The sequence below is a fragment of the Gammaproteobacteria bacterium genome, assembly GCA_029882975.1.
GTDB lineage: Bacteria > Pseudomonadota > Gammaproteobacteria > SZUA-152 > SZUA-152 > JAJDNG01.
Genome location: JAOUJW010000003.1, coordinates 173,802 through 188,493, shown reverse-complemented (window position 1 = coordinate 188,493; position 14,692 = coordinate 173,802). Strand labels below are relative to the sequence as shown.

At 49.1% G+C, this 14,692-nt stretch carries 12 protein-coding genes; 6 read left to right on the top strand and 6 right to left on the bottom strand.

The window, feature by feature from the left end; all coding sequences use genetic code 11:
* Window positions 1-2: 2 nt before the first annotated feature.
* Window positions 3-806 (bottom strand): co-chaperone DjlA, encoded by an 804-nt coding sequence (gene djlA, locus OEY58_03795; protein MDH5324565.1) that lies wholly within the window; start codon window positions 804-806, stop codon window positions 3-5.
* Window positions 807-1,378: 572 nt separating this feature from the next.
* Between djlA and argA the strand changes: the two genes are divergently transcribed.
* Window positions 1,379-2,698: an amino-acid N-acetyltransferase gene (argA, locus tag OEY58_03790; protein MDH5324564.1), complete on the top strand. Its 1,320-nt coding sequence runs from the start codon at window positions 1,379-1,381 to the stop codon at window positions 2,696-2,698.
* Between the two features lies 1 nt (window position 2,699).
* On the opposite strand, the gene OEY58_03785 is transcribed toward argA, so the two are convergent.
* Both OEY58_03785 and OEY58_03780 read right to left on the bottom strand, forming a co-directional pair.
* Window positions 2,700-4,349, bottom strand: coding sequence for a hypothetical protein (locus tag OEY58_03785; GenBank protein MDH5324563.1), 1,650 nt, complete (start codon window positions 4,347-4,349; stop codon window positions 2,700-2,702).
* A 5-nt stretch (window positions 4,350-4,354) separates the two neighbouring features.
* A complete protein-coding gene (locus OEY58_03780; GenBank protein MDH5324562.1) occupies window positions 4,355-4,843 on the bottom strand; it encodes a hypothetical protein in 489 nt (162 codons plus the stop codon).
* 217 nt (window positions 4,844-5,060) lie between these two features.
* Here OEY58_03780 and OEY58_03775 point away from each other — a divergent pair, with 217 nt between their 5' ends.
* A complete protein-coding gene (locus OEY58_03775) occupies window positions 5,061-7,997 on the top strand; it encodes a hypothetical protein (protein MDH5324561.1) in 2,937 nt (978 codons plus the stop codon).
* A gap of 76 nt (window positions 7,998-8,073) precedes the next feature.
* Here the strand turns inward: OEY58_03775 and ptsP are convergent, their stop codons facing one another.
* Both ptsP and OEY58_03765 read right to left on the bottom strand, forming a co-directional pair.
* Window positions 8,074-10,338, bottom strand: a complete 2,265-nt coding sequence (gene ptsP, locus OEY58_03770; GenBank protein ID MDH5324560.1) for a phosphoenolpyruvate--protein phosphotransferase — start codon at window positions 10,336-10,338, stop codon at window positions 8,074-8,076.
* Between the two features lie 104 nt (window positions 10,339-10,442).
* The gene (locus OEY58_03765) at window positions 10,443-10,970 is read right to left on the bottom strand and encodes an RNA pyrophosphohydrolase (GenBank protein MDH5324559.1); all 528 of its coding nucleotides are present in this window, start codon (window positions 10,968-10,970) and stop codon (window positions 10,443-10,445) included.
* A 159-nt stretch (window positions 10,971-11,129) separates the two neighbouring features.
* On the opposite strand from OEY58_03765, the gene OEY58_03760 reads away from it, so the two are divergent.
* Complete coding sequence (locus OEY58_03760; GenBank protein ID MDH5324558.1) at window positions 11,130-11,780, top strand: HAD-IB family hydrolase; 651 nt, start codon at window positions 11,130-11,132, stop codon at window positions 11,778-11,780.
* A gap of 23 nt (window positions 11,781-11,803) precedes the next feature.
* On the opposite strand, the gene OEY58_03755 is transcribed toward OEY58_03760, so the two are convergent.
* Entirely contained in the window at window positions 11,804-12,526 is a 723-nt protein-coding gene (locus OEY58_03755) for a ParA family protein (GenBank protein ID MDH5324557.1), read from the bottom strand.
* A 344-nt stretch (window positions 12,527-12,870) separates the two neighbouring features.
* Between OEY58_03755 and OEY58_03750 the strand changes: the two genes are divergently transcribed.
* The 3 genes from OEY58_03750 to OEY58_03740 all read left to right on the top strand — a co-directional run bounded on the left by OEY58_03750 (window position 12,871) and on the right by OEY58_03740 (window position 14,643).
* Window positions 12,871-13,425 carry a cob(I)yrinic acid a,c-diamide adenosyltransferase gene (locus tag OEY58_03750; GenBank protein MDH5324556.1) on the top strand — a complete coding sequence of 185 codons (555 nt, stop codon included), beginning with the start codon at window positions 12,871-12,873 and terminating at the stop codon, window positions 13,423-13,425.
* Between the two features lie 129 nt (window positions 13,426-13,554).
* Entirely contained in the window at window positions 13,555-13,788 is a 234-nt protein-coding gene (locus OEY58_03745; GenBank protein ID MDH5324555.1) for a hypothetical protein, read from the top strand.
* 69 nt (window positions 13,789-13,857) lie between these two features.
* A complete protein-coding gene (locus OEY58_03740; GenBank protein ID MDH5324554.1) occupies window positions 13,858-14,643 on the top strand; it encodes a putative metalloprotease CJM1_0395 family protein in 786 nt (261 codons plus the stop codon).
* Window positions 14,644-14,692: the final 49 nt, after the last annotated feature.

Genomic DNA, 14,692 nt, shown 5'->3' with positions numbered 1-14,692 from the left:
AATCAAAAATGGCGAACTTCACGAATGCGTTCATAGGCAGCCCGAATTTCACGGGTTTTGGCTTCTGACATCTTCAAAATCTCATCCGGCAGACCCTGGGCCACCAATTTGTCCGGGTGGTGCTTGCTGGTCATGCGACGATAAGCTGCTTTGATTTCCGCATCACTGGCACTGGGCGTGGTATTGAGAATGGCATAGGCACTTTCCAACCCTACCCCGCCGGACTCGGCATGCTTTTGTTTACGGACACGCTGATACTCTTTCTTAACCAACTGCTCAATGCGATCGTAATCCGTATGTGCGAAATCCAACTGATAGCAAATATTCAGTATGATCTGCTTGGCAAGCGGGGTCATTCGCGCCTGATAAAAAGCGGCATATAATTGTACCTCCACAAACATTTCCAACAAACTGGGTTCGTGGCGACAAGCAATATAAAACTGGCCAACAATATTTTGTAATGGAAAATCGTCTTGCTTGCCCTGATTAAACAAACGCAAGGCATCGCCTCGACGCGCTATACTCAAATTCATACGATCCATCAGATGCTTGACCATCTGAACTTCTTCGTCCTCGTCGCGAGTCATGCATCGGGAAATATAGCCCATAATGGAAAATACGGCAGTGATAAATTCCGGCTGGATTTGTTCCATTTCCTCTGTGGAAATGCGGATAAATTTTAACGGCTGCTTGCCCCGTAAGGTCTTATCCAGGATGTGCCCGATAATCAGGCCCAACACAGCCCCCAGCACAGCGCCGAACAAATAACCGCAAAACGCGCCGATTATTTTCCCCCAATAATTCACTCCGACCTCTTTATTCACTGAGACAGACAATACGGTCAGGCTTTAGCCTACCCACCTGTTTTTATTTGAGTTTCCCCGGACAATTCCGGCGCCGGCGTAATGTTAAAGCCGCTGTGGGGTGGGTCCCGATCCCTGGAGAATGTGAATGCTTTTCCTTATTTTTTCCGCCCTTTAGAACCGGAAGCAGGCCATGGCCCGCTTCCGACAACACCGATAAGTCTTAGAACTGAGCGTTCATGACCAGTAAAATAGCAATAACTACGATTACTGCGGCGTTTACCAGCAAAGTAACATTACGTTCCATAATTAATATCCCCCCAGATATTAGTTATTAGATTTGCGTTAATTTACATCTATTATGTCCCATGACAGCGTAAAGAAATGCTGACACAATACATCTTGCCAACACTAGCAGAAAATTTAATGAATTACCATGGAGCGAGCACCACTTTCGATGCGACACAGACCCGGGGAAAACTTTAAATATTTCCACCAAATCCCATATTTTTTTTACACAAACAATACGTTACGAGCTAAAATCAAGAGTACTTACTTTTCCAGTGATCCCAGATATGAGCCAAACCAGTGACCAGGAATTTATCACGCTGTTTCGAAATTCAGCACCTTACATTAATAAATTCCGAGGAAAAACCTTTGTTATTGTCTTCAACGGTGAAACCATAGCGGCAGACAATTTCCCGCATTTGATCCACGATTTCGCCCTGCTCAACAGTCTGGGCATCAAATTAGTACTGGTCCACGGCGCCCGACCCCAAATTGAACAAAAACTAAACAATATGGACGCCGAATTCCAATACGAAGGCGACGCACGAATCACCGACAGCACAGCCTTACTTTGCGTTAAAGAAGCAGTGGGCTGTATTCGCCTGGAAATAGAATCGCTGCTATCCATGGGATTGGCCAATTCCCCCATGGCCGGCGCCAAACTAAGAGTGGCTGGAGGCAATTTTATTACCGCTCAGCCCTATGGAATCCGTGATGGCATCGATTTCCAACATACCGGCGAAGTGCGAAAAATCGACATCGATGCCATACAACAACGCCTGGATGCTGGCGCCATCGTCCTTTTATCCCCGGTGGGCTACTCGCCCACCGGCGAGATATTCAACTTGCTTGCCGAAGACGTGGCCAAAGCGACCGCTGCAAGCTTAAAAGCGGACAAGCTTATTTATCTAACCGAATCGGGCTTGTATCGAGACGGACAAGCTGTAAAAGAATTGTCGGTCGCCGAAGCGCAGATGCTTCTGAACCAGCAACCCAAAGAGACCCAACACCTGTTACGGGATGCTATTTTTGTTTGTAACAACGGCGTAGCCAGAGCACATATCCTGGAGCGGCGTATTGATGGCGTCCTATTACAGGAGCTGTTCACCCGTGATGGCGTGGGCACCTTGATCAACTCCGACCTGTATCAAGGCAAACGTCAGGCAACCATAGATGATGTCAGTGGCATATTGGAGTTGATCGAACCACTGGAACAAGAAGGTATTCTGGTGAGACGATCCAGAGAGAAACTTGAAATGGAAATAAGCCGGTTTTATGTAACGGAAAAAGACGGCATGATTATCGCCTGCGGAGCAGCCTACCCATACCCGGAACAAAACACAGCGGAGCTGGCTTGTTTTGCAGTACACCCGAACTACCGCAAACAGGGTTTAGGGGATGAATTGCTGGAATACATTCAAAACCAATGCACACAACAAAACATAACCACTTTGTTTGTGCTATCCACCCATACCGCTCATTGGTTCCAGGAACGGGGATTTGTACCGATGGATCTTACGGATCTACCCGTGGAACGCAAACGCCTGTACAACTACCAAAGAAAATCCAAGATGTTTAGGAAAACTCTGGCGCCATCGCTCGTTTAACTCAGTTCCTGGTAATTTTAAATTGGTAAGAACCGTAACGGCCGGCCGCTGCCGGGCGATTGGGATTCGTACTAATTTGCACCCAATATGGCGCAGACAGCAGCGGTTGAAACGTGAGCACGGATGAGAGCATAGTCGCATCATTGTGGACCCGGCACGGACTGTCAAAGGGGTAACAATACACGGTACCGGGACGGTCATTGTTCTGCATCGGTTCCCCTGAAGCGCCAAGTACGAGGTTGCCATTTGCATCCAAAATACGGATAAAAGTATCGGCACCGTTGCTCAACCCTAATGTTTCAACGGTGTAACTGGATCCGGCTACCGCATCGAAACGAAAAAGATCCATATCTACCTCACCGTTGACTCCATACAAAGTCCGCACCGCTGTAGTACAAGGCTCCGGTTCGCACACCACCACCGTGTTTGCTGCTGGTAACGTGCTGTCATTTTCAAAGCTGTCATCTATATAGAACACTTGACGATCCTGAAAAATTCCCTGCACCAAGGCCATTTCATCACTACCGGGAAACCGGTGTTGCATCCAGCCATCCCAGAACGTCTCCAGGGTGGCCACCCGGTTATTTGCGGCCATATAGGTCACCACCGTATCCCACCAGGACCGGGAACCGAACTGAGCATCCAATTGGTTGAGAATTTTGGCAACCGAGACTTCACTGGTGGAATACACAAAACAGTCTTTTCCCATGGAACAAAACATGGTTGACGGGGCTGCCATATCCAGTGAGATCGCCGCATAGGAACCGGAGGTATCGATAAAATAAGATGTCGCCAGCGTTGGCGGAATCGATAGGCGATCGGAATCATTTTGACGCAACCAGGATTTTACAGCTCCCGGCATAAAACCTCCGAATCCCTCACTCCAGGCCAGGCGGATATCGCTGTCGTTTTCAGAAATATAGTGCCGACCGCCAGGTGAATGCAGTATGCCTAAGGCAGACTCTAAATAATGTCCAAACTCATGGTATAAAACATCATCGTCGTACTCATCCGTATCACCACCGCTTTGGTAGCCCCCCAACAAATACACACCGGCGCCCTGAGGACAGTTACTGCTTTGAACACTTGAAGAACAAAAATAAGTTCCGTATCGGTTGGATTGGGGTTGCCAAAAAGCCCGTAAAGGGGGCATGGGTTGAGTAGAAAGACCGGAAATATATCCCGTAGCATTGAGATACACATCCAGAATATTAAATGCCCCGGAGATAAGATGATCCGAAGTAATATCCATATCCAGATTGACCGGATCTCCCCCCGCACTGTCTACCGATTGACGCATGGCATATAGTTCGCCCGAGTGATTTCGAACCTCTATTGTGGAACCGGTCTGCGCTTCAGCAAAAGCCAAGACCCGAACATACATATATTCCGCTCCGCCTCGCAAGGAGTAAAAACCGTTCTCATCGGCTACCGCTCGATCCAGGACGCGGCCGTTTCCGGAAACCAGTTCCACCCGAGCGAAACGCACCGGTTTTAGAAAACGTTCTCCGGTAAAGCCGTTGGAACTGTATTCCTTATCCTCATAGCGCACCTGCCCTTCCACCGACAGCGGAGTATAAGTTTTCTCATCTTCACCACAAGCACTGAGTAGTAGAAAACCAAAAACAAACAGCAATCGCATGATCGTCATAAGCGTCAATCCAGGAAAAATTCTCGAATGACATCACCATCCGCTGCAGTTACCCTGTGGCCTCGCTGCATAAGACTGTTATCATCAGCTAGTTTTCGGATAGGTGTCGATGCCTGATATACAGCCACTGCAGTCATCTGTTGTAGGGTCACGGAATCAACAGCAGAAACCCGGACAAACACCTGCCCGTTAACCGGTAAGGCCATGGACAGGCGCAACTGTTTTTCCTGACCTTTCGACAGCCCGCCTTGCCATGTCAGCGGACCGCTGTGTGTCACAGTTCCAGGCGGAACCTGCACATCCATATTGACGGAAACGGCATCAACTTCCATTTGGGCACTAACGACCAATTGAATCGGTTCGCCCGGTGTTACGGGTTGCTCCGCCCATATGCTCACTTGCACCGGAGACATGGGCTTGGCCTGCAGTGGTGCCACCTGAGCAATTAGCCCGAAAACAAGGAATAAACCTACAAAAACATTCAATTTGATCATTTTATGAACAACCGCTCCCTGCACTGCTTCACTAAGGACACGCCCGGCGGACGTAATGAAATTTCACAGTAGGTATCGGGTCACAAAACTCACACTTGAGCCTGAGGCTAAATTTTTATGTTATGGATACAATTGGGACTCTCGATTAGCAACTCAACTTTTAGAAAAATGGTTTACAATGGTTCAAGGCCATAAATAACAGCGGGACTTTCTATCTATGCAAATACTGCCTATGCAAACAGTGCGTACCAACTTTTTTCGCTTTTCACTATTTTCTTTGATATTAGCGCTTTGTTGTAACACAGCCATCGCCGCGGTTTCCCAAGACCCCACAATTAGCTGGAAAACCATGCATACACCTCACTTTTACATCCACTACCATGATGGTGAAGAGGCTCTGGCCAAAGAAACCGCTGTCATAGCAGAAAGGGCGCACCAGCGCCTGAGCCAATTTTTAGACTGGACCCCAAGCAGCCCAACTGAGTTGATATTGACAGACCGAATGGACTTTACCAACGGTTGGGCGACCCCTTTACCTCGAAACACCATGAATATTATTGTGAGCCCTCCGGACGATGTGGGTGTACTGGACGATTACTCCAACTGGCTGGAATTGCTTATCACCCACGAATACACTCATATTTTGCACATGGATAAAGCCACCGGGGCTTCCGGAGTATTCCGTAAAATTTTCGGTCGCCTGTTTAGTCCATTTCTCGCTGCCTTTCCTAATGCCTATCAACCCAGCTGGGTATTGGAGGGTTTGGCCACCTATACTGAAACCGACACAGAGAAAGGAATTGGCCGCGGCCAAAGCAACTCATTCAAGGCGTTGATGCGCATGGAAGTGGAAACCGGGGTGAAACCCATCACTCAGGTAAACCAACCCATGGTGACATGGCCCGCCGGTACAGCACGCTATTTGTATGGCGTTTATTTTATGAACTTTATTCGCGATACCTACGGCGAGGAAAAGCTCAGGGAATGGATTCACAACTACAGCAACAATCTATTACCGTTTTTTATTAACCGAAATGCCGGACAGACCTTTGGTAAGTCTTTGGGTCGCTTATGGCCTGAATTTGAAACCTACGTGCAGAAACAATTCCGTCCCCAGCTGGAGCACATTAAATCCCAAGGCTTGGTCGCGGGCACCCAACTCAGTCAAACGGGTTACTACACGGGCGCACCCCGCAGCCTGCCCAACGGCGATATATTTTATGTTCAAGATGATTTTTTAAGCCATCAAAAATTGATGCGAATCAAACACAACTCCACCACGCCCCAGGTGGTAGCCGAAGTTGAAACCGACCGCTACGACGTGCATCCGACGGCCGGAATCATTATGGCCCGACTGGACTTGTTCAATAACGCCAGTTATTTTTCCGACCTGCATCACATCGACATTGAAACGGGGCGCCAGACCCGTCTGACTTCGGAAAAGCGTTATATTTACGCCACATGGAACCCACAGGGAGACCGCATCGTAGCAGTACATAACCATCTCAGTGAAAAAGCCCTCCATTTACTCGATGCCAATGGCAATTATCTGGACACCCTATGGAGTGGTAAAGACAAAGTCGTGGTATCCCAACCCGATTGGTCTCCTGACGGCAAAACCATCGTCGCTTCCGTTTGGCGACCCGACAGTCAATGGAATCTTGAAGCCTTCTCCTTAGCAGAAAAACGTTGGGTGAAATTAACTCAAACCGCAGACATTGAAGCTCAGCCACAATTCACGCATGACGGCAAATCAATTATATTTTGCGCCGATTATGATGGTGTTTACAATGTAAGAAAACTGGATCTGCTGAGCGGTAAAACGGAGCAGTTGAGTAATGTCCTGGGGGGCGCTTTTGCGGCCGTACAGCACGGTGAAGGCCGGGGCATTGTCTATATGGGGGTCAGCGGCAAAGGCTACGATATTTACAAAATTGATGATAGCAAGGCCATTACGCCTGTCGCTTATCAAGAACCTGCCAAAAAACACATAAAAAGTGCCTTGGCCAATACCGAACCGAATAGCGTCTACAATCCTGACACCGCCGCAGTTAGTGATTACAACGGTCTGACACGCTTAACCCCTACTTCGTGGTTTCCCATATTGTTTTATACTCCCGACAATGCGGGTGTAGGTATTACCACCTGGGGAACAGACCCATTGGAGCGCCACTATTACGAATTTAGCCATGCTTACGATTTTAAACAAAAATATTCCGAAGGCTATCTCGATTATATTTATGATCGCTGGAATCCAGCATTGAAATTATCCGTTCTGCGTACACCCAAGTATTTTCTCAACAGTAACGATGAAGCAATACGCACACGCATATCAGAAACCTTAAGCGCGGAATTGATTTACCCTATATTAAAACGCAACCAACAATTGTCCCTGCATCTCGGAGTATTGCAGGATAAGGAAAAAGATGTCTGGCGGGATCCCTTTGTTCCTCCACAAGGTGAAACTTTATCAAAACTGGCGGGTGCTGCCATTACGTATAATTCTTCTAAATTCTACCCCCGGGCCGTCAGCCCCAGCGAAGGTATGCGTTGGCGTTTGGTCGCTGAAGACTATGATACTTTTGACAGTGACCATACGGGCCAAGTCTATACCGCGGATATACGCGCCTATTTCGATTTAGGTCACCGCACCGCCATGGCCTTGCGCTTAGCCGGCGCCAGCAGCACCGATGCCCCCAAGCTCTTTTCCTTAGGCGGTGTAAATGATGGTTATACCATGGCGTCACCTGCTAACAGCGTATTTGCTTCCAGCCGCGAACTGTTTAATCGGCGCAGCTATGCCCTGCGAGGTTACAAAGAAGGTCTTACGGAGCTGTCCGGAACTCATATGAGCCTGTTTGAAATGGAGGTAAGATTTCCCATTTACACAATGGAACGGGGGAGCATGTACTCCATACTGATCTTTCCCACCGGCATACACAATATTTACGGTCGTGCTTTTTACAATGTCGGGGATGCCTGGAACGACAGCATCGAGGCGGCCGATTATAAACAAGGTACCGGTTTCGAAGTGAATACAGAAATTATATTAGGCTACATGTTCCTGCTGGACTTACGTATCGGTGTGGCGCACGGTTTGGACCCGGATTTAGGAGAAGATATGGCCTACGTTTCCGTGGGAACCACGTTCTAACCGGACCGAGCGGTGAATCCACGCACGAAACCGCTCGACACAAGGCAACAAAAGCAAGGACAGATACCGGGCCCTATCAACGGCCCGGTCTCACCAAGCCTCCCAATCCCGATGACTCCAGGATCCCGTTCAAGTGATTGCGAACCTGATAGGCATGCTCGAACTCTAACACTTCACTCAACAGGCGCCTTGCCCGACTGGTGGTAAAATTACGGATCACCCATTTGATTCTGGGTAAGTTGGCCACACTCATACTTAAGCTGTCATATCCCATACCCACGAGCAAAATCGCAGCGGCCGGGTCACCGGCCATCTCTCCGCATATGGATACGGGTTTGTGCTCTCTATGCGACCCTTTGACGATTTGCACCAAAGCCTGAAGCACGGCTGGGTGCAAGGAATCGTATAACTCCGCAACCCGGGAGTTGTTGCGGTCAACCGCCAGTAAATATTGGGTCAAGTCGTTGGTACCAACAGAAAGGAAGTCCACACGCCGAGCAATAGACTCGACTTGATATACCGCCGATGGCACCTCTATCATGACACCTACTTTGGGCATGTTAATACCGGCATTTGTCTCTCTGAGCTCCTCAAAAGCCCTTTTCAATAGCGCCAACGCATCGTCAACTTCACCGACGCTGTTCACCATCGGCAACAACAGTTGCATATTGTCCAGTGATTCATTAGCCCGTAGCATGGCACGCAGTTGCACCAGGAAAATTTCCGGATGATCCAACGAAATCCGAATCCCCCGCCAACCCAGAAAGGGATTATCTTCGGTAATTGGGAAATAGGGTAAAGCTTTATCCCCCCCCACATCCAGAGTGCGTATGGTTACCGGTCCCATCTCGAAGGACTTAAGCAGTTCGCGATAAATGAGATATTGTTCCTCCTCACCGGGAAAACGATCTCTCACCATGAATGGAAATTCTGTGCGATATAAACCGATTCCCTCAGCTCCCACAAATTCGGTGGGCACAATATCCGCCAGTAGACCGCTGTTGACATGCAAGGGCACGTGCACACCGTCCGGTGTGACCGAAGGCAATTCCTGCAACGCTGCCAGATCTGCCGACAGCTCTTTTTCTTCCTGGGCCAGGCGCTGAAATTCATCACAAATGGCTCGGGTAGGCTCTACATACACCTGCCCACTGTAACCATCTACCACCACACGTTTACCATCGATGCGACTGACCGGTAGATCCACCCCCATGACGGCCGGAATCCCCATGGCACGGGCCAGTATGGCGACATGGGAAGTGCGCGAACCCGCCACGGAAACGACACCGGTGATGTGGTCCACGGGAATTTCCGCCAACATGGAAGCGGTTATTTCCTCACCCACTAACACAGTCCGGTCCGGCAAATTTAAGGGACGGCGACTGCCGCCACTTTGCAGGCGTGTGAGGATGCGTCGTCCCAGATCGCGTATGTCGGTGCTACGCTCTCGCAGGTAGGGGTCTTCCATCTCATCGAACACCTGGATGTGCTCTTTGATAGTGTCCCTCAAGGCGCCCGAGGCCCAATTCCCCTCCCGGATCCTCTGTTCCACTCCATTGATCAAGGTATCGCTGTCCAGCATGAGCAAATAAGCGTCAAACAAAGCCCGGTCTTCAGCCGGTAGAATGCCGACCAAACTGCTGAGGAGCTCCCCTATGTCTTCGCGCACCCCCTGCAACGCGGTTTGAAATACTTGGATTTCATCCTCCACGTTGTCAATCTTACGATCAGGAACAGCACTCAACTCGGCCGAAGAATACAAGACGAAGGCATCCCCCACGCCCACCCCCTGCGCCCCAGGATGCCCCTGGTAGGGCTCTACACTACGCAGGGAGCCTTTCTGTAGTCCATCAATGCCGCCACTGGCTTCGGCATGGGCTATCGCTCCGGCAAGTTGTGCCGCAATTGTGATTAAAAAAGTGACAATGTCTTCATCAAATTTCTGTCGCTGATGGCGCTGCAACACCAGGACGCCCAGCAATTTTCTGTGATGAATGATGGGAACACCCAGGTAGGCATGGAAAACCTCCTCTCCGGATTGGGGGACGTATTTAAAATTGGGATGACCCGCTGCATCGGCAATATTCAGCACCTCTTCTTTTGCCGCAACCAGTCCTGTCAAGCCCTCCCCAAATTCCAGACGCACGTCGCCGACAGCGTCAGGGTTCAGTCCATTGGTTGCCATAAGCACATAGTGCTTGTGCACATGATCCGTAAGATAAACCGAGCATAAATCCACACCCATCGCTTTTTTTACACGATTAACAATGATATCCAGAGCCTGTTGTAAATCTCTGGCATTGTTCACGTCTTGCACGATTCGACGAAGTGTATCTAACATGGACTATAAAACCACGGTTCCCGGAAAATGTTTTTAAGGATATACGGTACTGGGCTGCTAACAGTGGTCCGCAATCAAAACTCCATATGCATTGTTGTGAGCACTCAGAATTGCTGAGGCATTTTGTTGGCATGGATTGGTGCGTTGGATTCCTGTAAGGGTTGTTTCAGCAAGGGAGCCAATTCCGATAAGGCTTTCTTATAAACGTCTCGCTTAAAGGACACCACTTCTTTTAATGGATGCCAATAATCAACCCAACGCCATCCATCAAATTCGGGGCTCTCAGCCGCATCCAGGCGCACGTGGTGCTCGCTGCCACACAAACGCAATAAATACCAAATTTGTTTTTGTCCAATGCACAAGGGCTGTTCGTCGTGGCGCATCAACCATTTGGGCAGGCGATACCGTAACCACCCCTTGGTAGACCCCAACAAATGGACATGCCGGCGCTGCAAACCCACCTCTTCCCAAAGCTCCCGATACAAAGCCTGCTGCGGCGATTCGTGGCGCTTGATACCCCCCTGGGGAAACTGCCAGGAATCCTGACCAATACGGCGTGCCCACAGCAACTTTCCTTCTTGGTTGCTGACAATTATCCCTACATTTGATCTGTATCCGTCGCAATCAATCACTGAATTATCAACCATTTGTTATATAATATGGATTTTTTCACAGCCATACGGTTTAATGCAAATCCGTATCTCTTTGATTCAAAAACATATAATTATTCTTTCAAGAAATATTAGCACTAAATCGAAAAAAATTCTGAGTTTTCACGAGGAGAAACCATAGTGAGTCTTGCCATTTTCGACCTGGACAACACTTTGATTGGGGGGGATAGCGACTATTTATGGGGCGAATTCCTAGTGGAACAAGGTTTGGTCGGCGACAGTTTTTACAGTGAAAACCAGCGTTTTTATGAGGCCTATAAAAACGGCACCTTGGATATTTATGAGTTTCTGGAATTTAGCTTAAAACCCCTGTCACAACACGACATGCCCACATTGACCAGTTTACACCGTCAATTCATGGTGAAAAAAATCCAACCTATCCTGTTGCCGGCAGCCCGGTCGTTGCTGCAAACACACCGCGAAAATGGTGATACCCTGCTGATTATCACTGCCACCAACCGTTTCGTTACAGCGCCAATAGCAGCGGCGCTGCAGGTACAACATCTGTTAGCCACCAATCCGCAAATCAAAGACGGTCGTTACACCGGCAAGGTAGAAGGAATCCCCTGTTTTAAAGAAGGAAAAGTACAACGCCTACAACAGTGGCTATTGGAAAACCAACTGTCGATGGATAACAGTTGGTTTTACAGCGACTCCCACAATGACATTCCTCTCTTGGATCATGTGACCCATGCCATTGCAGTTGACCCGGACCCTGAATTACAACGCTACGCTGAAGAAAAACACTGGAAAATCATGAGCCTGAGATAAACACCCAAGACGCAGGGATTCCATTAGATAATAACGTCCATGGTGTTTTTATACAGTGGCACAGAACTCAACTGCTGTGGCACATCGTCTAACCAGTCTAACAGGGGCTGCCATTGTTGAATGATCATTTGCACCCGGGTATCGCGTATTTCCTGCACCCCCAAACCTTCAACAAAGGAATGCACATAGTACTGACTGTCCGCCAGTGCGGTAAGAAAGGGCAAATCCAGATCGTCTAAAAAGGTACACAATCCACGATAGACACGGGTATTGTCCTGGACTTTATTGCCAACCACCGCCAGGCGGGTCAAATTGGAAGACGCGCTGGAACGACGCGTTTTTATTTTCCCTAAGGTAGTAATTTCTTTAATAAAATTAATTGCCACATGGACATCAACGGGCGACGGTAACACCGGAATAATAATAGTATCCGCTTGACGGATGTAGTCCGCTAACTGCGCACCTGCGAGGCCGCCCGGTGTATCGATGACAATGCAGTCCACGTCTTTTGGCATGCGCATTTGCCAGCTGCGGGTGACTGTGACTTTTTTGCGGTGTGCCTCCACCCCATGTATAGGTGGTACATCTTTGGGCCGGGTATGTAACCAACTTAATGCGGAACCCTGCGGATCGTAATCAAACAAAGCAGGATAGCGCCCCCGATTGGCCAAACAGGCGGCTAAATTTGTGGCCAGCGTGGTTCTACCACTGCCGCCTTTTGCGTTCAAAATTATGATTTTATGCATAAGCTATTGTATTCAAAAGAGTTGATTAAAAATCATTGAGTAAAAACCAAAGGATGATGTTGCAGCACGTAAGTGCCGGCAACAGAACTCTTTAGTAGCATCGGCATGTCTGTTCTAAAAGTTAACCCAGAAAGACACAAAAAATCCAGCTTTGGTTCACAGAACCCAAATTTTTGCTTTTCGTTTGCCTGAATCAGCTGTTTTCGACTTCATTCCTACTGCTCCTCGGAGGGCATCGTTCACGGCCTGTGTGCTATGATGCCACTGGTACCTCGCTATACTTGCGCTATGTCCTTGGCAAGAACCACAAAACCGGGTATTTTGCCCTTCAATGGAGACAAAGCATGGGCAATCGGCTCTCTAAAATAGTGACAAAAACAGGTGACCAAGGCGAGACCGGCTTGGGTGATGGTTCCCGTGTGAGCAAGAACCATGCTCGCGTGGAAGCCTTGGGCGATGTAGACGAACTTAATAGCAGCTTGGGTGTTTTACTCAACTTTGTCACCGATGCCGCCATGAGTAAACTACTGCTGCAAATCCAACATCATTGCTTTGATCTAGGCGGCGAGTTAAGCATGCCGGATACACATATAATCAGTGCCGCACATACGCACTTCCTGGAAACCTCATTGGAACATTACAATTCCACCTTACCACCACTAAAAGAGTTTATCCTACCCGGCGGTAACACAGCAGCCTCTTTCTGCCATCTGAGCCGTGCCATCAGTCGACGAACTGAACGAAGAGTGATCGCTTTATCCCAGCTCGAAACGGTTTCCCCGCATGTGAAAACGTATTTGAACCGTCTATCCGATTTACTGTTTGTGTTGGCCCGAAACTTAAACCATCAGGGTAAGAATCAGGAAACCTACTGGCATTCACAACGGGCCACAACCTAAGCCCGGTTACTAAAGTTTAAAACAAAGCTCAAATAAGTCCAGTCTCACATTGTTGTAACAAAAAACCCCTCTAGGTACCCGTCAAGTTTCCGATATGCGCTATGAAGGTAAGTTTTTTTGTGAGGAATCATGGCTATCCCCGGTATTCAAACAGGCCTTAACGGCATCCACAATGGTCTGGACAATCTAAAGCGCGATGCTCATGAAATAGCCACCGCCAGCGCTAAAGGCAATGAAGACCCCGGCGACTTAGCCCGGTCCCTGGTAGATCTAAACACCGATCGCACCCAGGTACAGGCGGCTGTAAAAGTTGTACAAGCCGTGGACGAAAGTTTGGGCACCTTGTTGGACGTATTGGCATAGGCAATTGGAAGTACTTGCCCCAATCAACCTCAAACCTAAAGGTTTGTATACTGACATTTCGCAAAGACCATGGACTCAAGTATAAACGTTAATCAATTTAATCCTTATGCCCACAAAGCGACTCAAGCAAAACCGGGGGCTGCGCCAATCCAAGGCCAGGACCCAAAGCAGAGTCAGACGCAGGCACCCGCCGCTGATGCACGGCAGGACAGCAAAACCCAACAACCAAACCCCTTATCAACGGAGAAAGACAAACCGACGGGCGACACGGTAACCCTAAGTCGCGCCGACGAACAACATCTCGAACGTCTGAAAACCCGCGATGATGAGGTGCGGCGCCATGAAGCCGCCCATCAAGCGGCCGGCGGCAATCTCACGGGCGCAGCCCAATACACGTACACCATGGGCCCCGACGGCAAACGCTATGCGTCCGGTGGCGAAGTGAGCATCGACACCGGCTCGGTAGCCAACGATCCTCAGGCCACCGTTGCCAAAGCGCAAAGAGTCCGCAGGGCGGCTTTAGCACCCGCTGCACCATCCGGTCAGGACCGGCAAGTGGCCGCGCAAGCCGCGCAAATGGAAGCCGAAGCCAGAGCACAACTCAACCAAGGAGAAACAAACACCCAGTCGGGATTCAATCCGGTCGGCTCTGAAGGCTCAGAAAATGCACCACAGCAAGGAACAATCGAAACGGGCAAAGCTAACATCATTGAGGGCAATGAGCGGACCAACAACGATCCAAAAGAAACCGAATCTCCGTCATTGGCCAATACGGCACTCAATCGCCAACGCCTGAACCACAGCTATGAAGCTATTACTGATTCACGCTCTTTAGGGCTCAATTTAGTAGCGTAGGAAAATATCAAGGCTCTGAGAGCGCGCTTGGGCTGAAAGCCCCAAGCGC

Bases quoted from the DNA above. Each gene is read 5' to 3' on its own strand.
- OEY58_03780 (MDH5324562.1), bottom strand. From the start codon at position 4,843: ATGATCAAATTGAATGTTTTTGTAGGTTTATTCCTTGTTTTCGGGCTA.
- OEY58_03785 (MDH5324563.1), bottom strand. From the start codon at position 4,349: ATGACGATCATGCGATTGCTGTTTGTTTTTGGTTTTCTACTACTCAGT.
- OEY58_03750 (MDH5324556.1), top strand. From the start codon at position 12,871: ATGGGCAATCGGCTCTCTAAAATAGTGACAAAAACAGGTGACCAAGGC.
- OEY58_03755 (MDH5324557.1), bottom strand. From the start codon at position 12,526: ATGCATAAAATCATAATTTTGAACGCAAAAGGCGGCAGTGGTAGAACC.
- OEY58_03775 (MDH5324561.1), top strand. From the start codon at position 5,061: ATGCAAATACTGCCTATGCAAACAGTGCGTACCAACTTTTTTCGCTTT.
- OEY58_03745 (MDH5324555.1), top strand. From the start codon at position 13,555: ATGGCTATCCCCGGTATTCAAACAGGCCTTAACGGCATCCACAATGGT.
- ptsP (MDH5324560.1), bottom strand. From the start codon at position 10,338: ATGTTAGATACACTTCGTCGAATCGTGCAAGACGTGAACAATGCCAGA.
- argA (MDH5324564.1), top strand. From the start codon at position 1,379: ATGAGCCAAACCAGTGACCAGGAATTTATCACGCTGTTTCGAAATTCA.
- OEY58_03740 (MDH5324554.1), top strand. From the start codon at position 13,858: ATGGACTCAAGTATAAACGTTAATCAATTTAATCCTTATGCCCACAAA.